Below are 24,339 nucleotides of genomic sequence, written 5' to 3' on the forward strand. Positions count from 1 at the left end.
CCATGCCCAGCTCTATGCTTCGTCTCTCCACCGCCGCTCTTGCCATCCTCGCAGCCCCTGCCGCTTTCGCGAGTGTTAGTCCGGACGACATCAATTCGGCGACCTATGAGGGCGATGCCCTGCCGGACGGCCAGAGCGCGATCACGATCAAGATTCAGGTCCTGCTGGACAGGGCCGGTGCGTCTCCGGGCGTGATCGACGGCTACACAGGTGAGAATGTCGACAATGCCATTCGCGACTTTGAGGAGATGCACGGTCTCGATGTGGACGGCGTCATGGATGAGAACGTCTGGAGCGCGCTCGGCGATGCCAGCAACCTCACCACCACCTACACGATCACGGAAGAAGACCTGTCGGGTCTCATGCCCGACCTCACGCACGATTACGAAGATTTTGCCGCGCGCGAGCGTCTTGGTTTCCGCACCATCGAAGAGCTTGTCGCCGAAAACTGGCATTTGGACCGCGACCTTCTCATCATGATGAACCCGGACGCCGACTGGTCTGCCGGATCAAGCGTCACCGTGCTCGACCCCGGCACCGCGCTTGAGGGCGAGGTCGCAAGGATCACCGCTGACAAATCGCGCGCGCAGGTGCTCGCCTACGACAAGGATGACAAGCTGATCGCGGGCTATCCCGCAACAATCGGCTCAGCGACACGCCGAGCCCTGAAGGCACCTACGCCATCACCGCCGTCGCGATTGACCCGACCTATTCCTACAATCCGGAAAAGAACTTCCAGCAGGGCGACAATACAGAGGCGATGACCCTGCCGCCGGGCCCCAATGGACCTGTCGGCACCGTCTGGATCGACCTCGAGAAAGAGACCTTCGGCCTGCACGGAACCGAAGACCCCCACCTTGTCGGCAAGGAACAGTCACATGGCTGCATTCGTCTCACCAATTGGGACGCGACCGAACTTGCCGGCATGGTCAGCCGGGGCGTGGAAGTGAGCTTTGTCGACTAACTGGTCAGCATCGGCGCAATGACAAGCCCGCCCGCAAGCCAGAGATAGGCAATCACCGCCAGCACGAAGAGCAGCTTCTCTGGGACGCCTTCGCCGACCGGGTTTCCAAAGCCTGCCGTCACACCTTTCCACCAGAGGAAAGCCGGCAGGACGACAAGGTCTGAAAAGATGAAAGCCATGATGCCCGCAAGTCGACAGGAACGTTTCCACGGAGACGAAATCCTCTCTCGCTGCTTGCTGCGACCAATACGGGCGTCCCGTCACGGGGTCCGGGCCTGCTTGGCACTCTCCCGTCGCCAGCTGCCCGGAAACCTGCTATGAATTCTCCATCATGCAACAGAGTGTCAGGCAGATGGTAGACCGGGTCTATGTCGCCCGGCGGGGCGCAAGTCCCGATGACGCCCATGAGCTTGCCCATGAAGCGCTTGAGCTGGCCCGCGGCCGCGATGAGCCAGAGCTTCTCGTGCGCGCCCTGATGGCCAAGGGTCAGTGTTGCCGCGACGCGCATGAGTTCGAACAGGCCGAGCGTCTTTATGTCGAAGCGGCCAATCTCTGCCGGCGCGAAGACGACGTGCCCGCGCTCGTCACTGCACATGTCATCCGTCATCTCGGTGATGTCACCGCAGAGCTAGGACGCTTCGGGCTTGCCAAGACACATTATGAAGACGCGCTGGAAATCTATCGCCAGATCGAGGGCATCGAGCCGGACATGCTGGCCAATGGGGTACGCGCGCTGGCCCGCATCCATGACCGGCTCGACGATCCTGCGAACGCCGCCGATTACTGGCGAGAAGCGCGCGGCCTCTATTCAGCCGCCGGTCTCTCCGCCCGGGCCGAGGAATGCGAGCGCCGCCTCAATGGCGCGGGGTAGGGCGGTTAGTTGGCCTGCGTTTTCCGCGATTTCTTGCCACGTTCGATTTCAGTTTCAAGCGCCATGAGTTTCGGCTCCCAGAAGGCACGGAACGTATCCAGCCATTGGTCGACCTCCTGCATCGGGGCGGTATCGAGCGAGTAGAGCCGTTTAGACCCGTTCGCTCTGACAGTGACAAAGCCGCTTTCACGCAGAACTTTCAGATGCTGGGAGACAGCGGCCTGAGAAATTGCGAATTCTCCTTGGACGACAGCGCTGACTTCGCCCGCGGCTCGCTCTCCTTCCGTTAGACATTCGAGGATGCGGCGCCGGACGGGGTCGCCAAGAACGTCGAACGCGTGCATCACGCGTCCGGCAGGCTGTCGCCGAGATAGAAGGCAGTCGTGCGAACCGCGCGTTTTTGCGCGATCTCTTTATCCTCCCCGCTGGCGGCGTCCGCCTTGCCCCACGCTTGGCCGCACTGGCGGATCAGCCATTTTCCGTCTTCGGACTGGCCGAAGGCCTCCTCGTCAAACATGGCCTCCGGATTGGCGAGGTGGAATTGCATCCCGATCAGGGCAAGGTCCCAGCCAGCGCCGGCCGCGCCCGGGCCATAGGTTTCCCAGTGTTCTTCGACAGGGGCGGTGTGAATCAGGGTCAGCCGGGCCTCTTCGGCCTCGGGCGCAAGATGCACATCGAGCCAGCTTATCGCTTCACCGAATTCCCAGGTCAGCGACAGACGCGCCGGGCGCTCGCAAATAAGGATCTTGCCGCCAGCATTACCGATAAGCTGGTAGTGGCCGCCGACCCTGAGATCACCTTCGACCGGAAGGAAGGCCCGCGGGAGGCGTGCGGGATTGGTGATAGCGTCCCAGAGATCCTCGACATCTGTCTTAAAAGTTCGCGACAGTTTTACCGCTCGGGCAGGCGCGCCGCCGCGCTCGGTCGTCTCTACGGACCGCTCCACCGCGCCAAAGGCTTTCCCGAAATCCATGATCAACCTCGCATTTAAGTGCGATCTTATATAAGCAGTACCTTAAATATAGGTCAAATGACGGATCCGTGGGCGACCGGCTTTCAGAACGGCACGTTCGGGTCGTCCTCGCCGGTGCCGCCAAGCGCGAGGCCCGCAAAGTCGAAGACGCGCGGGTCGTGCAGATGGCTCGGCCGTACCGTCGCCAGCGCATGCGCCATGACCTGCCGTACGCCCGGCTTCTTGCGCTCCCACTCATCCAGCATCGCCTTCATAGCCTGACGCTGCAGTCCATCCTGCGACCCGCAGAGGTTGCAGGGGATGATCGGGAATTCCATCGCTTCTGCGAACTTTGCGAGGTCATCCTCGGCGCAGGTGATCAGCGGGCGCAGCACAAAGAGGTCGCCTGCATCATTGAGCAGCTTTGGCGGCATCGCCGCCATCCGGCCGCCATGGATGAGGTTCATCATGAAGGTCTCAAGCGCATCGTCGCGGTGATGGCCGAGCACGATGGCTTCGCAGCCTTCCTCGCGCGCAATGCGGTAGAGAATGCCCCGGCGCAGGCGCGAACACATCGAACAGAAAGTCCGGTTCTCCGGCACTTTTTCTGTGACGATGGAATAGGTGTCTTCGGTCTCGATCCGGTATTTGACGCCCACCTTGTCCAGCCATTCGGGCAGGACGTGTTTCGGAAAGCCCGGCTGGCCCTGATCGAGGTTGCAGGCAATCAGCTCCACCGGAAGCGCGCCTTGCCATTTCAGGTCGATCAGCGCGGCCAATAGGCCATAGCTGTCCTTGCCGCCCGACAGGCAGACCAGCCATTTCGGCGGCGGTCCGGTACGCGCCCGGTCAACCATGCCATACTGGTCCACCGCCTGCAGCGCATTGCGGACAATCCGCTTGCGCAATTTCTTGAAGGAAACGCTTTTTGGCACGTCGGCAAAAAGCGGCGGGACAAGCCCTGTCATCTGATCGTCAGCCATGAAGTGCGTATCGCACAATTGGTAAGGTGCGAGAAAGCGTCCAACTCACGCGATGGCATCATGTTTGTTGAAATTTATTGTTATTCGACCCCAGTGAACGGGTAGGAAATCCAGACGCTGATGGTCTCTCTTCTTCCCGCATGAGGGGGAAGTGGCCCGCGCGAGCGGGTCGAAGGGGGGCTCTAATTCAGTCCTTCAAAATACGTATCCATCACCTCGTCGAAATCTTCCGACAGCACGATCGTGTTATGCCCGGCTGAAAAGCTCTCGATCTCGACATCGCGCGAGGCAGCGTCCAGACCCTGAAAGATCTGCTGACTGAGTTCGAGCGGCAGGACACGATCGCGCGTCCCTGCCAGGATGAGAATCGGTTTCTCAAAGTCTTCAAGTGCGTTGACGATATCGTACCTGGCGAGGTTGTCATCGACGCGCCAGTTGACGAAAAAGAGATACCACGGCCGCCACGCATCGGCGATCTCGGCAATATTTCTGGCGCTTGCCTCGATAATGATCCCGGCCGCCCCCGGAAATCTTGCCGCCATATCAGCGCAGACAAACCCGCCAAGGGAGTGGCCCCAGAACACGACGCCCCGCGCCACGCCCGCCCTCTCTTCGGCAAGGCTGCGAACCGTATCCGCTGCAGCTTCAAAATTGGCGAGGTTCGCCTCGCCCCCTGTGTCGCCCGAGCCCGGATAGTCGAACAGAAGGACATCGCCATGTTCAATCGCGGCGAGGCTATAGGCGACACCCGCCGAATATCGTGAAAAGGCATTGCCGCCACACATCACGACCAGCGGGCGCGGCGCCTCGCTATCTCTCGCCTCTCGGCTTATCAGCGTCCAGGCAAGCCGGTCCCCCGTTCCATTGTAGGGTGCAAACCCGTGAACGACGCTGGCGGGCACATGGTCGGCGCGGCTGACAGGGACCTCACGCGGGGCCCCCAGAATGTCGAAGGAGAGGGTATAGTCTGTCGGCGCGGCGTATATCTCCTCGCCATCAATGTAGAGATCGTCTTCGGTTGCAGCCACGAAGTCTGGCTCATTTGGTACGAAGACATCATCTGCCGTCAGGGTCCGTGATGGGCACGCCGCCAGCATGAACATGGCGACCGGCAAGGCGATGAGACGGACCGCACGCATGCTCAATAAACCTCGTTTAAACCAGCGAAACTCTATTTAAGATTACACTAACTCTACAAAAGATATAACCGCCACTCACTGATTTTTCTGCGGTATTCACACCAGCGCGTAACTTCAAGGCAATGCTGGACCGGAAAACCATTATGGCCCGGATCCTCACAGGTCGCACAGTTTTTCTGATTGTCAGTCGCTGCGCCGCCTTAGGGCGGGAGAGCTGGCACCGGTCCCCGATTGGCGTTTTGATGGGGTCTGGCAGGTCCTGAAGCCTCGCCCCTCTAGACACCATCCCGACACCGTCCAGACACCGCCACGACACCGTGATTTCCGGCTTTTTTCCAACCGGACCAAATCATTCGATCCGGTCGGAAAATAGGGGCGCGATCAGGCCGAAACGCCGAGGCTTTCCATCGCGAAAGCCTTGATCGATTTATAGTCGGCCTTGCCATTTGGCGCCCGGCTAAGGCTTGGCTTGAACAGGACGCGTTTAGGCGCCTTATAGCGGGCCAGCTGGGTCTGGACGAAGGCGCGCAGCGTGTCTTCATCGACCTCGGCCCCGTCATTGAGCTCGACCACCGCCGTCACTGCCTGGCCCCACTTCTCATCGGCAAGGCCGACGACCAGCGCATCGCGCACAGCGTCATGATTCTTAAGGGCTTCTTCGACCTCTTCAGGGTAGATCTTCTCACCCGCCGAGTTGATACAGTTGGACCCGCGTCCGAGCAGCGTGATCGTGCCGTCTTCCTCGACCGTGCACCAGTCGCCAGGGACCGCATAGCGCACGCCGTCCACCTCCCAGAAGGTCGATTTGGTCTTCTCCGGGTCTTTGTAATAGCCAAGCGGTACGGCCCCGCCGCGCGCGATGAAACCCGGAATGCCAGAGCCCGGTTTCACTTCCTTTCGGTCTTCGGTGAAGACCTTGCAGTCCTCGCCAAGCGTAAAGCGCGCGGTCTTCTGCGTGCCTTCGGCGGTGGTCACCGACATGCCGAACCCGACCGCTTCAGAGGCGCCAAAACTGTCCATCAAAGCGACCTGCGGCATGTGCTCGATGAGGCCGCGCTTGACCTCCATCGACCACATCACGCCAGAGCTTGTGATGGTCTGGGCCGAAGAAAGGTCATATTTTCCAGGGTTCTCTTCGAGGACGCGGAGCATTGGCTTGGCAAAGGCGTCGCCAACGATCGCCATCGCCGTGACGCCGCGCCGGTCAACCGTCGACCAGAGCTCTTCAGGATCAAACGTCTTGGTGTTCTCCAGCGTCACGATACAGCCGCCGGAGATGATCGAGCCCATGGCTGTGAAAAGGCCGGTGCCGTGCATGAGCGGGCAGGCCGGCAGCTGGCGGCCATGCTTGCCGACCTCATGCATGAAGGCGAGATGCTCGGCCATGTTGTCAGGCGCAAAGCCATAGATCGACATCATCGACTGGCGTGAGCTTTCGCGCCAGATCTTGTGGCTCCACATTACGCCCTTCGGCATGCCGGTCGTGCCGCCGGTATAGAGAAAGATGAGATCGTCGTCGGAGCGCTCGATGCCCAGCGGTTCGCCGTCGCCCTTGGAGGCCAGCGTTTCATAGTCGACGGCATAACCCGGCGTGTCGGTGCCATCTCCGCCGATTTCGACCCAGACCTTCACCTTGGGCAGACGGTCCTTCACGCGGGCGACATGCTCACGGAATTCGCGGTCGAAGAAGACGACGGCAGCGTCCGAATTGTCGAAAATATAGGTCAGCTCATCGTCGAGATAGCGGTAATTGACGTTCACATGCGTGAAGCGCGCTTTGAAGCAGGCGACTAGCGCTTCCATGTATTCTGGCTGGTTGCGCAGATAGAAGCCGGCCTTGTCGCCTGTCTCGACCCCCATGGTCCGAAGCTCACGCGCAAGATTGTTCGAGCGCTTCGTCATTTCCGGCCAGCTTATGACCCGGTCGCCATGAATGAGGGCAGGATGTTCTTCGCCGAGCTCCGCGCCGACCGCGTCGAGCATATCGCCAAGATTATAGATGCTGTCGCCCATGTGTGACGTTCCTCCGATGAAGTCTTCTATTTCAGCGCATTCTAGGCGCAAAACAGCAGATTCACGAGGGGTAACGTGGCGTATGGGGCGCGTCTCAGGCGGCGCGGAGGGCGCGGGCGATGGGCGCGAAGCTCTTGCGGTGGCAGGCGCACGGCCCAAGCGTCTCCAGCGCGCTGGAATGGGCCGCGGTGCCATAGCCCTTATGCTGGCTGAAGCCATAGCCCGGATAGCGGGCGCAAAGCTCTGCCATCGCGCGGTCACGGGCAACTTTGGCCAGAATTGACGCTGCCGAAATGGCAGGTTCGGTGAGGTCGCCTTTTATGATGGCGCGGGCCGGGCAGGGCAGGTTCTGCGGCAGGCAATTGCCGTCGATGATCAGCTCTTTCGGGGTCAGGCCCATGATGGCGATGGCGCGCGACATGGCGAGGAAGGTCGCCTGCCGAATGTTCAGCCGGTCGACCTCTCCGGGGCTCGCCCAGCCAATGCCGAACGTCACGGCCTTGGCCCGGATCTCGGGGTAGATCGCCTCGCGGTGCGCTTCGCTCAGCCTCTTGGAATCTGTCAGGCCATCAATGGGTTGATCGGGGTCCAGAATAACCGCCCCTGCCGTCACTGGTCCGGCCCAGGGTCCCCGCCCGGCCTCGTCAACGCCGCAAATCATCCCTATCTCCCTCTTCAGAAAAACAAGACCACGATTTTGTGAGGATTCCATTATGAGCGACGCATATTGCATTCAGATGAACGAACTTGGCGGCCCGGACGTGTTGAAAAAGACACAGATGGAGCCCCGCCAGCCCTGGCCGGGCGAGGCGCTGGTGCGCCAGTCGGCGGCGGGCCTGAATTTTATCGATACCTATTTTCGCACGGGTCTCTACCCCGCCAAGCTGCCTTTTACACCCGGCCAGGAAGGTGCGGGCACAATCGAGGCGGTCGGTGAGGGCGTCGAAAAACTGAAGGTCGGCGACCGGGTCGCCTATCTCGGCCAGGGCACATATGCGACGCACTATACAGGCCCGGCCTCGCGCATGCTGAAGCTGCCAGATGGTGTCTCTGAAGATGAAGGCGCGGCGGTCATGCTGAAAGGCCTGACAGCCTGGATGCTATTGTTCGAGGTTTACCGCCCACAGCCGGGCGAGACGGCGCTCGTCTGGGCCCCGGTCGGCGGTGTCGGCTCTCTCTTGTTGCCGTGGGCAACCTCAATGGGTGTGCGTGTGATCGCGGTGACCTCCAGCGATGAGAAGGCAGAGCTTGCGAAAAAATCGGGCGCGACAGACGTCATCATGTCGAGCGATGATGTCGCGAGCCGTGTCCGCGAGCTGACCGACGGCAAGGGCGTCAATGTCGCCTATGACAGCGTTGGCAAGGACTCGGCCAAAGCTTCTCTCGACAGCCTTAAAAGCCGAGGCTGGTTCGTGACCTATGGCAACGCCTCCGGCGCCGTGGAGCCTCTGGCGCCGGGTGAGCTGAACCGGCGCGGATCCCTCGTCATGACACGGCCCGGCCTCTTTCACTTCGTCGCCGATGATGAGGGCTTGAGACGCGGGGCCGCGGCGCTCTTCGGCGCGCTTCGGACCGGCACGCTGAAAGCCCAGATCGGCCAGACGTTTGATCTTGCCGATGCGCCAGACGCGCACCGCGCCATTGAAAGCGGCAAGACGATCGGGTCGACCCTGCTGAAGCCCTAGTCAGCGTCGTCTTCGGGTGGCGGTGTTTCGCCATCTTCAAGCAGGATTCGTTCTGGCATGCCGTCCCGGTGGACCCGGAACACAACCGCGCGCGCCCCATCGGGGCCGCCGCGCGGGGCGTGGGCCGCGCGTGGTGGAATGACGTAGGAGTCGCCCGCGGAAAGAATAATGTCTTCCTGGCCATCCTGGACGTGCACGGCTGAACCGGAGATCACGTAGAGAAATTCCTCGCCCGGATGGTAATGGCGCGGCACGGTCGCGCCGGGCGGAATGACAACATCTGAAATGAGGACTTCGAGGCCGTCGGCAGAGGCAATTGGAGCGCGAAGTTTCTCGTTCGATCCAGCCGGCAGCGTTTCTGCGCCTGAATGGTCTGGACCCCCGTGAGCATACGCGGGACCTGCGATTGCCGCGATGACGCCTGCGATAATTAGCGTTTTCATGAAGAACCTCCCTCAAGGTGCGTCGAGCATTGCTCGGCACCCTGAGGGAGGCAAGAAAAATCAGAGGGCGATCAGGATGGCTTTTCTTCGTATTTGAAGCCGATCTCGATGCAGACCTGATAATAGGCGACCTGACCGTCTTCGATATAGCCGCGCGTCTCGGTCACATGAAACCAGTCCATATTCCGGATCGTCTTGCTCGCGCTTTTAAGCGCGCCGTTAATGGCCTCTTCGATGGATGTCTTCGACGTGCCAACGACTTTGGTCATTGCGAAAGTATCAGTGGACATGGGTATTCCTTTCTAAATCTGTCTTCCAAGGAACTAGTCCAACCCCATCGTGTTCCGAATTGATCCGGAAAATCTTGCGATAACAAAGCGTGTGACGTCGCGGGAGGCCGACGAACGGTCAGCACCAAGGCATCGCCCGTTACGACGGCAGTCTGCTTAAATGTAAGGAGGCTCTCTTACTGAGGTTCGAGCGCCATCAGCAGCGCTGGATCGATGTAGAAATCCTCGTCCCGGTTCTCGGATGCGGGATTTCTCCATTTCACGGCCCAGTGAAGATGGGGGCCGGTGGTGCGGCCGGTATTGCCCGTGAGGCCTAGCTGCTCACCGGCCTCGACCTCATCGCCAGCCGTCACGCCAACTTTGGACATGTGCATGAAGACAGAGACAAGTCCCTGGCCGTGATCGAGGAAGACAGCGCCGCCTTCATAGTAAAGGTCCGGGTCACCTAGAATAACGGTTCCCGGTGCAGGTGCGCGGACCGGCGTCCCGATGGGGGCGGCAATGTCATAGCCCTGATGGACCGACACTTTCTCGCATGTTTCGCCGTCGGCGCCCGTGCCGCTATATTTGCGCTCGGGCCCAAAAGGCGATGAGGCGCGCCCCTCTGCGGGACGTTTGAAGCCAAGGCTCGCACCCGGCCCCTCATTGAAAGTTTCGAAGGCGGCCTTTTTCTTCAGCCAGCTCACTTCGACCTGGCGCATCTGCTCCTCGGTGCGCGCATCGACCTTGTCGCAGTCGAGCCCGGACAGGACCCGGATGTCATCATTGCGCGCGGTAATGTCGAGCGCGAGGGGCGCCGCATCTGGCTGTCCTGGTGTGAGGATGAGCAGACTCGTTTCATCGCGGGTGAGACCGATCACGGCGTTGCCATCTGCATCCGTGCGCACGTCCCGGACGTTTGCCCCGTTCTCGCCAGCGACGCGGATTTCCGTCTCTGCAGGCCCGCTGCAGCTCAGAAGGCCGCCTTGCTGCATGACGCCAGTACAGGAGAGGGCGGTGCCTTGCGAGGCCGCGGTCAGGCCGCCGAAGGCCGCCACCGCGAAAGCAATAGAAAGCCGGATGGGCGTCATTCTGGGGTCTTGCCCTCGACCATACGGGCCGCGGCTGCGGCGGCATCGATATAGGCTTCCTGGTGATCGACGCTCCAGTAGCGCAGGGCCGCGATTGGGATTTTCCGGCCGGTCACGGCGCAGGTCACATAATCGCCGGGCTCAATGACATCGACGTCGCCGTCGAGATAGCGCAATCTGGCTTCGCCGCCTGAAGGTCCGTTTCTGGTAAGCATGGCGCTCATAATGGGCTGCCCTGTCCCGCTTGGAAAGTGCGCACCTACAGCTTTTTGTGCCCTTGGCTAATTGCTGCCCGTCTCTGTTTCCTGGGCCGGTTCCGGCGGGGGCGGACGGTCCGGGTTGGGCGTGCGCAGGATAAGGGCCAGCGTGCGGATATAATTGTCTGGCCATTGTCCGGACTTCATGCGCTGGCTGGCGCGCACCACCATCTCAACATTGACGTCCGGGTGGCTGAAGACCTGGTCGGCCGTCAATGAACCTTCGCGTGTGCCAGATGTCGTGACGAGTTCTGCCTGCCATTCGGCGACCGCAGGACATTCGGCGATACGCTGGGTCAGGGTGTCACGCCGGGCGCGGAACGGGTCGAGGCCCGTCTCATCGGACTGCTCGATCGCGAGGGTGCAAGTGACCTGATTATAGGGTGCTTCGACACCGAAGGGTTCGGCGCCCGGGATGACGACGACGCACTGGCCAGCACCAAGCGCGCTGAGCGCGTCGCCAGCCTCAAAACTGCCAATGGCATTTCCGCTCGCCGTGGATGGGCTGAGCGCGGCGAAACGTGACGCGCTGGCGCCCTCGCGGATATAGGGCCCGATCTCGTAGCAGAGCGGGTCGCCGGGGGGAGGCGGCGGCGGTGGAGGCGGCGAGCCCGGAGATTGCTGGCGCTGTGGCTGAGAGGGCCTTGGCGTGCTGGGCTGACTGGGCTGAGGCTCATAGCCTGGCGGGGCAGAGGGCACGGTCGGTTCGAAAGGCAGCGTCGTCGGCGGGGTGTTATCGTCCCGCTGTGCCTGCGCGCCAGCCGGTGTGCTGAGCGCCAGTATAGCGCCGAGACTGGAGAGAAGCCCGCGACGGAGAGTTCGAATCGATATCATATACCTGCCAGCGCCGCTCTGCTTGATCATCTCCCGACACTAGGCGGGTTGCCCATATTTCGGCAAGCGTCTGGGTGAGCTTCAGCGTTTTTGTTTTGTTCTCGTGAACAAGTGTGGTACAGACTGCGCTTCGACAGGAACGCCGGCCTTGCAAAGCGGGGCCATTTATGAGGAGACTGAACATGGCCAAACGCGGCAATCTGCAACTCGTGGACAAGGAATCCGGCGTGGATAAGCAAAAGGCACTCGAAACGGCGCTGTCCAATATTGAGCGCTCTTTCGGCAAGGGCTCGGTTATGCGGCTCGGCGACAAGAAGACCCTCGATGTCGAGGCCGTCTCAACCGGCTCGCTCGGTCTTGATATCGCCCTTGGTATTGGCGGTCTCCCAAAGGGACGGATCATCGAGATCTATGGCCCTGAAAGCTCTGGCAAGACGACATTGGCGCTGCATTCTGTTGCCGAGGCGCAGAAGGATGGCGGGGTTTGCGCCTTCATCGACGCAGAACACGCGCTCGACCCTTCCTATGCGGCAAAGCTCGGTGTTGATCTGGACGACCTTCTGGTCTCCCAGCCTGACACGGGCGAACAGGCGCTTGAGATTGCCGACACGCTGGTGCGGTCCGGCGCGGTCGATCTTCTGGTGATCGATTCGGTGGCGGCGCTGACGCCGCGCGCCGAGATCGAGGGCGAGATGGGCGATTCGCTGCCCGGTCTTCAGGCCCGCCTGATGAGCCAGGCACTGCGCAAGCTGACCGGTTCGATCTCCAAGTCGAAATGCATGGTGATCTTCATCAACCAGATCCGCATGAAGATCGGCGTGATGTTTGGCAGCCCTGAAACGACCAGCGGCGGCAACGCGCTGAAATTCTACGCCTCAGTGCGTCTCGACATTCGCCGCATCGGCGCGATCAAGGACCGCGAGGAGACAATCGGCAACCAGACGCGCGTCAAGGTGGTCAAGAACAAGGTCGCCCCGCCATTCCGGCAGGTGGAGTTCGATATCCTCTATGGCGAAGGTATTTCCAAGACCGGCGAACTCATTGACCTCGGCGTGAAGTGCGAAGTGGTCGAGAAGGCGGGCTCCTGGTATTCCTACAAGGAAGAACGCATCGGGCAGGGCCGTGAGAAAGCGCGGCAGTTCCTGAAGGATAATCCTGATATTTCAAATGAGATCGAGCTCGAAATCCGGCGTCAGTCGGGGCTCCTCTCCGATGTCATGCTGTCTGTCGAAGAAGAGGCAGAAGCTGCCGCAGCAGAAGACGATAGCGACCAGGCTGAAGCAGGTTGATCTTGACGTCTGGTACTGCCGCACTGCACTGAACGGCAGACTGCGGCGTGCCAGCTTCTTGGCGAGCCCACATAGAGCCTTTATATCGAAGGCCTGAAGCGCCCGGCTGGTTTCGGCCGGGCGCTTGAATTTGAGCAAGCGGCAAGGATGGGCCAGACGAGAAGATGACGAGCGTCAATCAGCTTCGAGAGACATTTCTTTCCTATTTCGAGAAACAGGGCCACGCCCGCAAACCCTCCGCGCCGCTGGTGCCGAACAATGATCCGACGCTGCTCTTCGTGAATGCGGGCATGGTGCCGTTCAAGAACATCTTTACCGGCGCCGAGACGCCGTTCGCCCCGCGCGCCACAACTTCTCAGAAGTGCGTGCGCGCTGGCGGCAAGCACAACGACCTCGACAATGTCGGCTACACCGCCCGTCACCACACCTTCTTTGAAATGCTGGGCAATTTCTCGTTCGGTGACTATTTCAAGGACGACGCGATCGCCTTTGCCTGGGAGCTGGCGACGAAGGAATTTGGCCTTTCAAAGGACCGCCTTCTCGTCACTGTGTATTCGGAAGACACCGAAGCCCGGGATCTCTGGAAGAAGGTCGCTGGCCTTCCAGACGATCGGATCATTCCGATCTCGACGTCCGACAATTTCTGGTCGATGGGCGATACCGGTCCATGCGGACCTTGCTCGGAAATCTTCTTTGACCATGGTGACAAGATCGCTGGCGGTCCGCCGGGCTCGCCCGATGAGGACGGCGACCGGTTCATCGAGATCTGGAACCTGGTCTTCATGCAATATGAGCAGCAGGCCGATGGCACGCGCAAGGACCTGCCCAAACCGTCTATCGATACCGGCATGGGCCTTGAGCGGATGGCGGCCGTCCTGCAGGGCGTTCACAATAATTACGACATCGATCTTTTCCGCGCGCTGATCGCGGCTGAAGAAGATGTCTACAAGAGCAAAGCCTCTGGCGATCAGCTTGCTTCTTTCCGCGTCATTGCTGACCATCTTCGCACCTCCGCTTTTGTGATTGCCGACGGCGTCACCCCGTCGAATGAAGGCCGCGGCTATGTGCTGCGCCGGATCATGCGCCGCGCCATGCGCCACGGTCACCTGCTTGGGGCCCGCGAACCGGTCATGCACCGGCTCGTCGGTGCTCTGACCACCGAAATGGGCGAAGCCTATCCAGAGCTTGGCCGTGCGCAGCCTGCCATTGAAGCGGCGCTGGAGCAGGAAGAGGCCCGCTTTCAGCGCACGCTCGGACGCGGTCTCGCCCTGCTGGACGAGGCGACGGGGGACCTCAGTGAGGGCGGCGAGCTTGCCGGGGAAACCGCATTCCGGCTTTACGACACGTTCGGCTTCCCGCTGGATCTGACCGCCGACATCCTTCGCGGACGCGGCATGAATGTTGATCAGGCCGGCTTCGATGCGGCCATGGCCGAACAGAAAAAGGCCGCGCGAGACGCCTGGTCCGGCTCTGGCGACACAGCGTCGGAGGCCGTCTGGTTCCGCGTGCGCGACAAGATCGGCGCGACGAAATTTCTCGGTTATGCCGGCACCCACGACAACGGCACGCTCAAGGCAATCGTGTCGGATGGAGAGATGCGCGACGAGATTGACGCAGGCGACTGCGAACTCGTTTTCGACAGCTCGCCCTTCTATGCCGAAAGCGGCGGGCAGGCCGGTGATCATGGCGAGATCCGCTTCGCCTCTGGTGCCCGTTTTATTGTGCGCGACGTCCAGAAGCGGGCTGGCGACCTGCACGTCCATGTCGGCGAATTGACAGATGGGCCCGTACAGGTCGGCGACAAGGCCGAGCTTATTGCCAGCTTTGAGCGGCGCCAGCGGATCCGTGCCAACCATTCGGCGACGCACCTGCTGCACGCCGCGCTCCGCAATATTCTTGGTCCGCATGTCACCCAGAAAGGCTCGCTCGTCGAAGAAGACCGGCTGCGCTTTGACTTCTCGCATGGCGGCGGCCTCAGCGCGGCTGAGATCGAGACGATTGAGGATGAGGTCAATCAGGTTATCCGCCAGAATGACGAAGCGCGCATTGAGACAATGGCGCCGGACAAGGCTATTGAAGCCGGGGCGCTGGCGCTCTTCGGTGAGAAATATGGCGACGAGGTCCGCGTGCTTTCCATGGGCCAGGCCATCGATGCCGATGAGAAGCTCTATTCGGTTGAACTTTGCGGCGGCACACACGTGTCCCGTACGGGCGATATCGCGGCTTTCGTGATCACATCTGAAGGCGGCGTCTCCGCAGGCATTCGGCGGATCGAAGCGGCGACCGGCGCTGAAGCGCTGTCCTTCCTGAAAGGCCGCGCGCAAGTCGCTCTGGACCTCTCAGATCAGCTGAAAGTCCCCCTCAAGGATGTTGGTCGCAAGGTCGGCAGCCTGATGGAAGACCGCCGAAGTCTTGAGCGTGAGCTTGCCGAGACCAAGCGCAAGCTCGCCATGGGCGGTGGCGGCGGTGAAGCCCCGGCAGGGCCCGAAGAGATTGGCGGCTACAAGCTGATCGCGCGCGTTGCAGACGGCGTCGGCGGCAAGGATCTGCGCGGTCTCGTTGATGAAGCCAAATCGAAGCTCGGCTCAGGCATCGCCGTCTTTGTTGGCGTGAATGAGGGCAAGGCGGGCGTCGCGGTCGGTGTAACCTCTGACCTGACGGACCGAGTGTCCGCGGTTGATCTGGTGCGCGTGGCCGCTGCTGAAGTTGGCGGCAAAGGCGGGGGCGGACGGCCTGACATGGCGCAGGCGGGCGGCCCTGAGGGTGACAAGGCCGACGCTGCCCTGAACGCGGTCAGGAAATTCCTCGCCGGTTAAGCGCTGCGCGCCGCGCGGGTCAGTTTGCTGGAAAGACCGGCTCTTCGTCGCCGGTCTGCCATTGTTTGAACTTTGGCATGATGGCTTTGAAACGCGCGCTTTCCAGATGGGCGCCAAGCCACGCCTGCACATGGGGATAGGGCGCGGCGTCGAACCATGCCCGGTCCGTGTTTGCGAACTGCCGGATGAACGGCATCACCGCCATATCGCCGAGCGAGACGCGTGTGCCGAACAATTGTTCGCGCGAAGTAAGGCGCTCTTCCAGTGTGTCCAGAAAGGCTGACCCGGCCTTGCGATGGTCTTCTGCGACCGCGCCTTCTTCTTCATAGCGATTGGCATATTTGTAGCGATCAAGGTGATGCTTGAAGGGGCCGTCGCAGGCAGCGATGAAATCCAGCATCTCCTGCAGGGAGCCTTCTTCAGGAGAAAGCCAGTCGCCTGGGTCATTGCCGCGCAAAGCGTGCAACATCACGTCGAGGCTCTCGTCGATAACTTTGCCATCTTCCAGAACGAGGACCGGGACCGTACCCTTTGGTGAAGCTTCCAGCATCTCGGCCGGTTTATCGCGAAGAACCACTTCGCGAAGGCGGCAGGTGAGACCCGCCGACGAAATCGCTAGCCGTGCCCGCATGGCATAGGGGCAACGGCGGAAGGAATAGAGGATGGGAAGCGTCATGACGCCTCTGTTTTGCCAGACTTCTCAGTTCGCCCGATATGCGCCTCGCCGCGCTGCCTTGCGAGCTTCATCTGTTTCTGGCGCTCGGTGAAGCGGGCGCGTTGCTCATCGGTGAGCGTGTCGTGGCAGGCCGGGCAGGCGATGCCTTTTTCGTAGCGCGGATCTTGCCGCTCGGCCTCACTTACCGGGCGCTGGCAGCCATGGCAGAGGTCATAACTGCCAATCTCCAGCCCGTGTCCGACAGAGACCCGCTGGTCGAAGACGAAGCACTCGCCCTGCCATTTACTCTCATCGCGGGGCACCGTTTCGAGATATTTCAGGATGCCGCCCTTGAGGTGGAAAACCTCATCGATGCCTTCCGACTTTACGAAACTCGTCGCCTTCTCGCACCGGATGCCGCCGGTACAGAACATGGCGACTTTCGGCTTGCGGCCTTCAGATTCAAGCTTTTCGCGAAATTCGCGAAACCAGCCCGGAAACTCCCGGAAGGTCGCGGTGTCCGGGTCGACAGCGCCTTCGAACGTGCCGATCTCATATTCATAATCATTGCGGGTATCGATCACGACCGTATCAGGATCGGAGATGAGCGCGTTCCAGTCGCCGGGGTCGACATAGGTGCCGACAAGGTCGTTCGGGTCCGTGCCCGGCACGCCCATGGTGACGATCTCCTGCTTCAGGCGCACTTTCAGCCGCCAGAATGGCATCTTGTCTGCATGGCTTTCCTTATGCTCAAGGTCGCTGCAGCCGGGCAGCGCGCGCAGATGGGCCATAGCCTTGTCGAGCGCTTCGCCCTCTGCCGCGATCGTGCCGTTCAGTCCTTCGGCAGCAACGAGCACGGTGCCGCGCACGCCAAGGTCAGCGAATGCAGACGATATCTCGCCGCGAATCGCATCCGGGTCGGGGAAACGAACGAATTTGTAGAAGGCAGATACGCGAAAGCTCATGACCTGCCCCTTATGCCAGAGCTGGTCATGAGCTTCCAGAACGAGGTTCAGGCAGAGCTGAGCCCCACCTTTCCCTGTTTCTGACTAGTTGCGAACTTCGCGCGACGCTTCGCTAACCGCTTCGCCGGTTGCTTCAACGTCCTGGCCAACACCTTCGACAGTGTTGCAAGCAGCGAGTGTGCCGAGCGTCAGCAGGGCTGCGAGGGAAAGAGCGATCTTTTTCATCTTCGAATTCCTTTTGGATAATCCGGTTAATGGCCGAGCCGGACCTCCCGACAAGACCTGCATAATAAGGTCTTACCGACATCTTTGGTTCCCAAGATAAGGGCGCCTCTGCTAAAGGGAGTGCCATGAAAAGCGCTGTTATTGTCTTTCCCGGATCAAATTGTGACCGCGACGCCGAAATCGCTCTCAAAGAGCTGACCGGTGAGGCGCCGGCCATGGTGTGGCACAAGGATGGGGAGCTGCCTGAAGATGCCGACCTTGTGGTCGTGCCGGGCGGTTTCTCTTATGGCGACTATCTTCGCTGCGGGGCGATGGCGGCCAATTCACCGGTGATCGCGGGGCTGAAGCGCCACGCCGAGCGCGGCGGATATGTCCTTGGCGTCTGCAACGGGTTTCAGGTGCTGACCGAAACGCAGCTTCTGCCGGGCGCACTCTTGCGCAATACCGGGCTCGATTTTGTCTGCCGCCCGCAGAAGCTTCGTATCGAAACCTCCAATTCGGCGTTCACCCGCGCCTATGGCGAGAGCAAAGAGATCGCCATTCCGGTGGCCCATCATGACGGCAATTACGTCGCCGATGAAGAGACGCTGGACCGGCTGGAAGGCGAGGGGCGCGTTGCGTTCCGCTATAATGGCAATCCAAACGGATCGGCGCGCGATATTGCGGGCGTCCTTTCAGAGAATGGCCGCGTGCTTGGCCTGATGCCCCATCCTGAACGGGCGATTGGCGGACACGAAGGCGGCAGCGATGGCCGCGCCCTGTTCGAAAGCCTTCTTTCAGCGATCTAGACTGGCGAAGATCGCCGTTTTCTTCAATACTGCCCTCCTGACTGGGAGGGGAGAAGATGGGCTATATCGAGGAAACCAGCGCAGCTGGTCGCGAAATATTCCCTGATCTGACGCGCGCCTTTGCGTTGATCGGCATTGCGCTTGTGAATGTTGCCGTCTTTTCCCATCCGATGGTGACCGGATACGGCGTGCTGCAGGGCGCTGATCAATGGGCATATTTCGGCGTGAATGCCCTGTTCCTTCTGAAGTCCTACACGCTCTTCTCATTCATGTTCGGTGTCGGGTTTGCCTACCAGATGATGGCGGCCGAGCGCCGCGGTGTCGGGTTCGCCGGGCGATACTGGCGCCGTATTCTGGGCTTGCTGGTTCTCGGCCTGTTTCATGTCGCCTTCGCGTTTCAAGGCGACATTCTTGTCATCTACGCGATCCTTGGCTGTTTTCTTTTCCTCTTTCGCAAGACCAGTCCAAAGGTCCTTATTGTTTGGGGTGTCGGCCTTTACACGCTGCAGGTTCTGGTGGTGCTTGTTGCGTTCAGCCTGATCTGGCTCGGTTCGACGTTCGCGCCGGAACAGATGGCCGCCGAAGCGGGCGCCGGGCGAGAGGTAGCGCAGGCTGCGGGCCGCGCCTTTGGCGAAGGCAATTTTGCCGACACTGTCGTACAGCGCTTTGCAGACTGGTCGATGGTCATCACAGGCGGGCTGTTCATGCAGGGGATCGGCGCGATGGCTTTCTTCGTGTTTGGCCTTGCGAGCGTGCGCTATGAAGTGATTTCCAACCCTGGCAGTCCAATCTGGAAAACCTTCAGGCGTTACTTTCTGCCAGTTGGCCTGGCTGGCAGTGTCTGGGGCGGGTGGCTAATTGCGTCCTCAGATGGCGGCATGATGAGTGTGGAAGCGCTCGGGGGCATGACCATCGTGACCCTGTTCAGTCCTTTCTCGACGGCGGGATATCTTGGCCTCATCGCGAAGTGGGCCGAGACGCCGCGTGGCCGCATAAAGGTCTTTCTCGCGCGCGGCGGCACGGCATCGCTGACTGCCTACATTCTGCAAAGCGTGATCTTCTCGCTGATCTTCAACAATTACGGGCTTGGGCTCTACGATGAAATTGGGGCCCTCGGCACCGTTATCATCGCGCTTCTGGTCGGGGTCGGGTCAATTGCTGCCACCAGTTTGTGGCGGACGGTATTTCCACGTGGCCCACTGGAATACCTTCTTCGCAGCTGGACCTATCTCGGCGCACGTTAGGGCGCGACCCTCAGAGCGAAATGGAAATCGCCCTCAAAGCCGGTGGGCTCCCAGGCTTCGCCGAAACGCTCCATGCCTTCGCCGAATGAGGCGTGCGCCGGATCATAGGAATACCGCCGCTGAACATGATAGCCGGTCTGGCTGAGGTCTTCGCGCAAGAATCTTCCTGACAGAAGCAGCCGCAACCGGCCCGCGCCAGCGGCCCGCGCGATCTTTCTGGCGTTTCTGACAAGGTGACCGATCGCCCGGCTGCGCGGGGCGTCGGGGTGGAGTTCCAGATCGGTAATCTCAAGCTCTGCTGGCTCGAACGCGTTGGGTTTCGTCAGAATGACCTGCATCAGGCCGAGAACACGATTGCCGTCCCGTACGGTGAGAAGGACGCTACGGCCGGGCGCATCGGGATCGGCCATCTGATAGGAATAGAATTCAGCGCTTCTGACCGGGGCGACGGATCTTACCTCGCAGATGGACGCGTTGAAGCTTTCGATGAGGTCCGCATCCGTCTCATTGGCGGGATCAAGCCTGTCCTTTTCGGAGAGGAGGTCGATCGCAATTTGCCTCAGCGGCGCGGTGCGACCGTTGAACCACTCCCGCGAGGATAGAGCGTCGTAGAAACGGTCGGCGCGGGCCAGCCTGGAAAAACAGAGCCCCGCCGCCATGATCAGCGGACGGGCGGGCCAGTCGACCCGGTGACGCCCGGCTTCATTCAGCCATGCGTCCAGACCCAGTTTCTTGTAGAGGCCGGCCGAGCTGGCATTATTGTTCAGTGAGTAGACCGATGCGAGCCCCGGATAAGAAATGGCGCGCTTGGCCAATTGGACTCCGCTGCCGCGGCCTTTCCTGCCTGAGATGAAAGTATGCCCGGTGGCGGCCTTGATGATGGCGCCATTGTAGCAGAAATCACGTGCCTGCAGGCCGATCATGGACACGACCTCGCCGGCCCGCTCGGCGACGAAGCCGGTCGGAATGTCGCCTTGCTGCGGGTTTCCAAACAGCGCCCAGTGCCAGCCCGCCTTGCTGCGATAGGGGAAATCGACCTTTGCAACGAGGTCCATTACCTGAGGCAGGTCGTCTTCCCGGATAGTCCTGATTTCAGTCAAAAACGCGCAGTCTCCCGCCCGGATAATCTTGGGCCAGACCCACATAAGGCATTGAAACTTAAAAATTGGTCGATTCGAACTGTTCTCCGCGAACGGGCGCGGCTAGTCAGTTAGGTGACACCGTATTGAGGGAGTGGCGACATGATTAAACGGGCAAGTGTCCTTGCGATATTGGGACTGGCCGTCGTGGCCTGTGGCGGCGCCGAGGAGACCGCGCCAGCAGCAGAGGCCGCCGATGAGGCTGCCTCTGCGGAGGACACGGCGAATGCCGCCGGTGCAGATGCGCCGACTGACTATAGCGAGCTCAGTAACTGGCTCTGCCATCCCGGCAAGGCTGAAGACGCCTGCGACATCGATCTCGATTACACGGTCGTCAGTGCTGATGGCATGACGGAGCAGCGCGCCTACACGCCAGCAAACGACCCGGCCATCGACTGCTTCTACATCTATCCCACTGTCTCCATGGACGAGACGCCCAATAGTGACCTGACGCCTGGCGACGAGGAACTGCGTGTGGTCGAGAGCCAGTTTGCGCATTTTGGCTCGGCGTGTCGGCTCTATGCGCCGATGTACCGCCAGATGACGATACCGGAGCTTCGCAGCCGCATGATGGGCGGAGAGGTTCGCGCCGACGAGGACATGCGCTGGGCAGACGTTTCAGGCGCCTGGCAGGCCTATGTCGAAACGCAGAATGACGGGCGCGGCGTCGTCATTATCGGTCATTCGCAGGGCGCCCACATGATCGAGGAACTGGTCAGCCGCGAGATTGAAGGGGCGGAGATCGAGGGCCGCGTTCTCAGTGTGATGCCGATCGGCTGGACGGCCTATCCGGACGCATCCTCGGGCGGCATAGGTCCTTTTGCGCCTTGCGAAACACTTGGCCAGACAGGCTGTAGCGTCAGCTATGTATCTTTCCGCGCGACGTCTGCCCCGCCAGAGCGCAGCTGGTTCGGCCAGACGAATGATGAGGGCCGGCGCGCCCTTTGCGTTAATCCGGCAGCTGTCACCGGCAGCGGCGACGCGCTTGATGCGCGTCTGTCTGCTCGCAACTGGGTAACCGGTGAGGCTGCGGGCTTTATGGACGAGGGGAGCATCGAGACGCCGTTTGCATCCGTTCCGGGCCTTCTCACCGGCGCCTGCGTCGAGACCGAAGAACACACCTATCTCGAGGTGACGGTGAACGGTGACCCAACCGATCCGCGTACCGACGATATCGCTGGCGACGTCATGATCGCCGGTCAGGTTCTGTCAGACTGGGGGCTGCACCTGGTCGACATGAATGTCGCGATGGGTGACCTCGTCACGATTGTCGAGGCGCAAGCCAATAGCTGGTCCTCCAGCGAGGAGCTAGCCGAGTAGGTTTTCAGGGCATGTCCGCCCGGTTCAGGCAGTCGCGCTGAGCCGGGCGGCAAGCTCTGCATGACCCTCGACCATTCGGATGATCTGATCTGGGTCTGGCAACAGGCTGTCATTGCCTTCCTCATGCGTACCGCCAAGGACCAGTCCGGTCTTGCGCGGAAACATGTAGAGGACCCCGGTCGAGGTCGGGGCGACATAGGAATAATTGATGTCCGGCTGGGGCAGGAGGTGGCTTAGCTGGCCCTTCACCGGCACCAGCGTGTCATCCCCGAAAAGCGTTGAGGCGCCGAGACCGGTACAGTTCACGATGACACGTTCGTCCAGTGCCAGAATGTCTTCCAGCGAGGCGAAATGCACGCGTTCAGTGCGCGCACCGGCGAGCTGCGCGTCTTTCAGAATGGCATCGAGGTAATAGTCGGGGTCGATGATCATCGCCTTGAACCGCTCCTCATAGGCATAGCCGAAGAGGGTGTTCTCGCGGGATATGCGAAGATCGGGATAGATATCGTCGCCGCCGGGAAGCTCATGGCGCTCCGCTGGAACGCGTCGCCCGAGCTGGTGATGATCAGTCCAGTAGACCCCGTAACCCGGCCGGTTCACATAAGGCAGGAAGCCGTAATAGGCGAGACGGATGAGCTTGCGGTTCATGGCCAGCCAATCCTGGCTGACAGCCGAACGGTCGAAATAGCCGGTCGGCATCCAGAGGACGCCAGCGACGTTTGACGTCGTGTGCGGCGGGAGCTGTTCGGCATACATGGTGACGTTGTGCCCGCGCCGCGCCAGAATCAGCGCCGCCGTCAGCCCCTGCACCCCGCAGCCAAGCACCGCAATATCGCGCGCCCCTGTCGCGGTCGCCTCATCGGCAGCGACAGAGGCCGTGCCCCAGGACATGGTCACGCCGCAGCCGCCATGACCGTAATTGTGGATCACGGTTTTCTCGCCGATTGTTTCCGCCTCGAGCCGGTAACCGATTGGGCGGTATGGCCTGAGGCCAACTACGGTCCGGGTCACGCGCGACAGCGACGACTGGACGGGCGTATAGTGAGCGTAGGGCGCCGTTGCTTCGGGCTGGAGAATCTCCGCAGCCGGGTGGGTCGCGCAGGCGCCCAGCGTGGCAAGACCGAGGCTGCTCACAAAGTCGCGTCGCCGCATAGAAACCCTCGTCTTTCGCTTTCGCCCCGTCGGCGCGACACTGCCCTCAGCATTGATAGAGGGCAAGTCCGGTAAGGAGGGAATCTGGCACCTGATCTAGCTGCATCGTCACGGCATCGGAACCGAGACCGCCATGCCCGGTTCATCAATCAGTAATGCAGTCGAAGAAGGAAATGAGATGTCCAAGGGAAATGGATACAATGAAGGCGACAAGGTCGAATGGGACTGGGGCAACGGCACCGGGTCCGGCACGATCAAACAGGTCTACACCCAGAAGCGGACGGTCACGATCAAAGGCAGCGAAATCACGCGCGACGCCAGCGAGGACGAGCCAGCCTATCTGATTGAGCAGGACGCTTCAGAAGTGTTCAAAAGCCATTCGGAAGTCCGCAAAGCCTGATGATCAGCCTCTAACGGCTCATCTCGCTTCCATACAAAAAGGCCGACGCGATTGATTGCGCCGGCCTTTTGTTTTCGTTCAAGCAGAGCAGAGACTATTCTTCGGTCTCGTCCTCTGCTTCACCTTCAGTCTCTTCTTCCTCTTCTGCGACTGGCTCTGGGCGGCAATCATTGACGAGGGTCTTCATCGCGTCATCAGCTGGGACGACAATCTCATCATTGCCCGACCGAACCCGGATGACGTCATTCGCGTTGACCAGCGTCGCAACGCCATTGGTTGCAGGATCAACGGAGCCGCCAATCATCGGGGTGTCCGTCTCAAGCGCGACGGCGTCTATGCTGACATTGCCAGCAGACGTCAGGAAATCGATCGTATCGCCGCCCTGGTTTTCACTGATGGCGCGCTGGATGACGAGCGAGTTGCCGTCGCCATCAATCGATTCAGAGCGGCAAATCAGGGTCAGAAGCGTTTCACCTTCAGGACCGAAGCTGACGGATGGGTCGCCTCTGTCGGTAGCTGTTGTCCAGCTGCCTTCCATGGCCTCCGGCATTTCACGGGACGTGCCGCTGCTCTCTTCAGCTGCGGCGGCCGCCTCTTCCATGGTCGGGCCGGGTGCCGGCATCGTGCCATCGGCGCCGCCATAACCGCCATCATTGCCACAGGCAGCAAGCGCCGCGGGAAGAAGTGCTAACAGGATCAGTCTCATAGAAGGTATCCTTTCGTTTCGTATCCAAGAACCACGGCATCAACGCAGAGACCACCTCGCAGGTTTCGACCAAAACAAAATTGATGCTCTGCGTGCGGTGCTGATACCACTTCTTGCAGGCGCCCAACTGGATTGCGGC

General features: G+C 60.7%; 28 protein-coding genes. 10 read left to right on the forward strand and 18 right to left on the reverse strand.

Going from position 1 to position 24,339, the window contains the following annotated elements; translation table 11 throughout:
* Positions 1 to 2: 2 nt before the first annotated feature.
* Positions 3 to 764: a peptidoglycan-binding domain-containing protein gene (locus tag F550_RS19640; protein WP_083911023.1), complete on the forward strand. Its 762-nt coding sequence runs from the start codon at positions 3 to 5 to the stop codon at positions 762 to 764.
* The gene (locus F550_RS19460; protein ID WP_233349067.1) at positions 698 to 964 is read left to right on the forward strand and encodes a L,D-transpeptidase; all 267 of its coding nucleotides are present in this window, start codon (positions 698 to 700) and stop codon (positions 962 to 964) included. The genes F550_RS19640 and F550_RS19460 overlap by 67 nt, the downstream gene beginning before the upstream one ends.
* Here the strand turns inward: F550_RS19460 and F550_RS0115870 are convergent.
* On the reverse strand, positions 961 to 1,143 hold the full coding sequence (locus F550_RS0115870; RefSeq protein ID WP_018149570.1) for a hypothetical protein: 183 nt from the start codon (positions 1,141 to 1,143) through the stop codon (positions 961 to 963). The genes F550_RS19460 and F550_RS0115870 overlap by 4 nt on opposite strands.
* Before the next feature lie 152 nt (positions 1,144 to 1,295).
* Between F550_RS0115870 and F550_RS0115875 the strand changes: the two genes are divergently transcribed.
* Complete coding sequence (locus F550_RS0115875; protein ID WP_156807971.1) at positions 1,296 to 1,835, forward strand: tetratricopeptide repeat protein; 540 nt, start codon at positions 1,296 to 1,298, stop codon at positions 1,833 to 1,835.
* A gap of 5 nt (positions 1,836 to 1,840) precedes the next feature.
* Here F550_RS0115875 and F550_RS0115880 read toward each other — a convergent pair whose 3' ends face one another.
* From F550_RS0115880 to rnhB, 6 genes are all read right to left on the reverse strand, one after another.
* Positions 1,841 to 2,179 (reverse strand): ArsR/SmtB family transcription factor, encoded by a 339-nt coding sequence (locus F550_RS0115880; RefSeq protein ID WP_018149572.1) that lies wholly within the window; start codon positions 2,177 to 2,179, stop codon positions 1,841 to 1,843.
* Positions 2,179 to 2,808 carry an SRPBCC family protein gene (locus tag F550_RS0115885; RefSeq protein ID WP_018149573.1) on the reverse strand — a complete coding sequence of 210 codons (630 nt, stop codon included), beginning with the start codon at positions 2,806 to 2,808 and terminating at the stop codon, positions 2,179 to 2,181. The genes F550_RS0115880 and F550_RS0115885 overlap by 1 nt, the downstream gene beginning before the upstream one ends.
* 83 nt (positions 2,809 to 2,891) lie before the next feature.
* Positions 2,892 to 3,770 (reverse strand): tRNA 2-thiocytidine(32) synthetase TtcA, encoded by an 879-nt coding sequence (gene ttcA / locus F550_RS0115890; protein ID WP_018149574.1) that lies wholly within the window; start codon positions 3,768 to 3,770, stop codon positions 2,892 to 2,894.
* A gap of 182 nt (positions 3,771 to 3,952) precedes the next feature.
* On the reverse strand, positions 3,953 to 4,909 hold the full coding sequence (locus tag F550_RS18165) for an alpha/beta hydrolase (RefSeq protein ID WP_018149575.1): 957 nt from the start codon (positions 4,907 to 4,909) through the stop codon (positions 3,953 to 3,955).
* 381 nt (positions 4,910 to 5,290) lie between these two features.
* Positions 5,291 to 6,922 (reverse strand): acyl-CoA synthetase, encoded by a 1,632-nt coding sequence (locus F550_RS0115900; RefSeq protein ID WP_018149576.1) that lies wholly within the window; start codon positions 6,920 to 6,922, stop codon positions 5,291 to 5,293.
* Positions 6,923 to 7,016: 94 nt separating this feature from the next.
* Entirely contained in the window at positions 7,017 to 7,583 is a 567-nt protein-coding gene (gene rnhB, locus F550_RS0115905; protein WP_018149577.1) for a ribonuclease HII, read from the reverse strand.
* A 52-nt stretch (positions 7,584 to 7,635) separates the two neighbouring features.
* Here rnhB and F550_RS0115910 point away from each other — a divergent pair, with 52 nt between their 5' ends.
* A complete protein-coding gene (locus F550_RS0115910; protein ID WP_018149578.1) occupies positions 7,636 to 8,607 on the forward strand; it encodes a quinone oxidoreductase family protein in 972 nt (323 codons plus the stop codon).
* Here the strand turns inward: F550_RS0115910 and F550_RS18770 are convergent.
* From F550_RS18770 to F550_RS0115935, 5 genes are all read right to left on the reverse strand, one after another.
* Positions 8,604 to 9,050: a cupin domain-containing protein gene (locus tag F550_RS18770; RefSeq protein WP_018149579.1), complete on the reverse strand. Its 447-nt coding sequence runs from the start codon at positions 9,048 to 9,050 to the stop codon at positions 8,604 to 8,606. The genes F550_RS0115910 and F550_RS18770 overlap by 4 nt on opposite strands.
* 71 nt (positions 9,051 to 9,121) lie before the next feature.
* Entirely contained in the window at positions 9,122 to 9,340 is a 219-nt protein-coding gene (locus F550_RS0115920; RefSeq protein WP_018149580.1) for a dodecin, read from the reverse strand.
* Between the two features lie 176 nt (positions 9,341 to 9,516).
* On the reverse strand, positions 9,517 to 10,410 hold the full coding sequence (locus tag F550_RS18175; RefSeq protein WP_018149581.1) for a M23 family metallopeptidase: 894 nt from the start codon (positions 10,408 to 10,410) through the stop codon (positions 9,517 to 9,519).
* Entirely contained in the window at positions 10,407 to 10,634 is a 228-nt protein-coding gene (locus F550_RS0115930; RefSeq protein ID WP_018149582.1) for a DUF2093 domain-containing protein, read from the reverse strand. Before F550_RS0115930 ends, F550_RS18175 begins: the two co-directional genes overlap by 4 nt.
* A gap of 57 nt (positions 10,635 to 10,691) precedes the next feature.
* Positions 10,692 to 11,501 carry a hypothetical protein gene (locus F550_RS0115935; RefSeq protein ID WP_156807973.1) on the reverse strand — a complete coding sequence of 270 codons (810 nt, stop codon included), beginning with the start codon at positions 11,499 to 11,501 and terminating at the stop codon, positions 10,692 to 10,694.
* 182 nt (positions 11,502 to 11,683) lie between these two features.
* On the opposite strand from F550_RS0115935, the gene recA reads away from it, so the two are divergent.
* Positions 11,684 to 12,790 (forward strand): recombinase RecA, encoded by a 1,107-nt coding sequence (recA, locus tag F550_RS0115940; RefSeq protein WP_018149583.1) that lies wholly within the window; start codon positions 11,684 to 11,686, stop codon positions 12,788 to 12,790.
* A 164-nt stretch (positions 12,791 to 12,954) separates the two neighbouring features.
* Positions 12,955 to 15,606 (forward strand): alanine--tRNA ligase, encoded by a 2,652-nt coding sequence (gene alaS / locus F550_RS0115945; RefSeq protein ID WP_018149584.1) that lies wholly within the window; start codon positions 12,955 to 12,957, stop codon positions 15,604 to 15,606.
* A gap of 19 nt (positions 15,607 to 15,625) precedes the next feature.
* Here alaS and F550_RS0115950 read toward each other — a convergent pair whose 3' ends face one another.
* From F550_RS0115950 to F550_RS0115960, 3 genes are all read right to left on the reverse strand, one after another.
* The gene (locus tag F550_RS0115950) at positions 15,626 to 16,282 is read right to left on the reverse strand and encodes a glutathione S-transferase (protein ID WP_018149585.1); all 657 of its coding nucleotides are present in this window, start codon (positions 16,280 to 16,282) and stop codon (positions 15,626 to 15,628) included.
* Positions 16,279 to 17,226, reverse strand: coding sequence for an oxygen-dependent tRNA uridine(34) hydroxylase TrhO (gene trhO, locus F550_RS0115955; protein WP_018149586.1), 948 nt, complete (start codon positions 17,224 to 17,226; stop codon positions 16,279 to 16,281). Before trhO ends, F550_RS0115950 begins: the two co-directional genes overlap by 4 nt.
* Positions 17,227 to 17,310: 84 nt before the next feature.
* On the reverse strand, positions 17,311 to 17,451 hold the full coding sequence (locus F550_RS0115960) for an entericidin A/B family lipoprotein (protein WP_018149587.1): 141 nt from the start codon (positions 17,449 to 17,451) through the stop codon (positions 17,311 to 17,313).
* A gap of 125 nt (positions 17,452 to 17,576) precedes the next feature.
* Between F550_RS0115960 and purQ the strand changes: the two genes are divergently transcribed.
* On the forward strand, positions 17,577 to 18,239 hold the full coding sequence (gene purQ / locus F550_RS0115965) for a phosphoribosylformylglycinamidine synthase subunit PurQ (RefSeq protein WP_018149588.1): 663 nt from the start codon (positions 17,577 to 17,579) through the stop codon (positions 18,237 to 18,239).
* Between the two features lie 56 nt (positions 18,240 to 18,295).
* Entirely contained in the window at positions 18,296 to 19,483 is a 1,188-nt protein-coding gene (locus F550_RS0115970) for a DUF418 domain-containing protein (RefSeq protein ID WP_018149589.1), read from the forward strand.
* Here the strand turns inward: F550_RS0115970 and F550_RS0115975 are convergent.
* Positions 19,480 to 20,583 carry a GNAT family N-acetyltransferase gene (locus F550_RS0115975; protein WP_156807974.1) on the reverse strand — a complete coding sequence of 368 codons (1,104 nt, stop codon included), beginning with the start codon at positions 20,581 to 20,583 and terminating at the stop codon, positions 19,480 to 19,482. The two genes, F550_RS0115970 and F550_RS0115975, sit on opposite strands and share 4 nt — an antisense overlap.
* A 141-nt stretch (positions 20,584 to 20,724) precedes the next feature.
* Between F550_RS0115975 and F550_RS0115980 the strand changes: the two genes are divergently transcribed.
* Entirely contained in the window at positions 20,725 to 21,942 is a 1,218-nt protein-coding gene (locus tag F550_RS0115980) for a DUF3089 domain-containing protein (protein ID WP_018149591.1), read from the forward strand.
* Between the two features lie 24 nt (positions 21,943 to 21,966).
* On the opposite strand, the gene F550_RS0115985 is transcribed toward F550_RS0115980, so the two are convergent.
* On the reverse strand, positions 21,967 to 23,094 hold the full coding sequence (locus F550_RS0115985) for an FAD-dependent oxidoreductase (protein ID WP_018149592.1): 1,128 nt from the start codon (positions 23,092 to 23,094) through the stop codon (positions 21,967 to 21,969).
* Positions 23,095 to 23,272: 178 nt separating this feature from the next.
* Between F550_RS0115985 and F550_RS0115990 the strand changes: the two genes are divergently transcribed.
* Complete coding sequence (locus tag F550_RS0115990; RefSeq protein WP_018149593.1) at positions 23,273 to 23,494, forward strand: hypervirulence associated TUDOR domain-containing protein; 222 nt, start codon at positions 23,273 to 23,275, stop codon at positions 23,492 to 23,494.
* A 94-nt stretch (positions 23,495 to 23,588) separates the two neighbouring features.
* Here F550_RS0115990 and F550_RS0115995 read toward each other — a convergent pair whose 3' ends face one another.
* Entirely contained in the window at positions 23,589 to 24,200 is a 612-nt protein-coding gene (locus F550_RS0115995) for a hypothetical protein (RefSeq protein WP_018149594.1), read from the reverse strand.
* Positions 24,201 to 24,339 lie beyond the last annotated feature (139 nt).

Origin of the sequence: Henriciella marina DSM 19595, from assembly GCF_000376805.1 — a bacterium.
Classification (GTDB): Bacteria; Pseudomonadota; Alphaproteobacteria; order Caulobacterales; family Hyphomonadaceae; genus Henriciella; species Henriciella marina.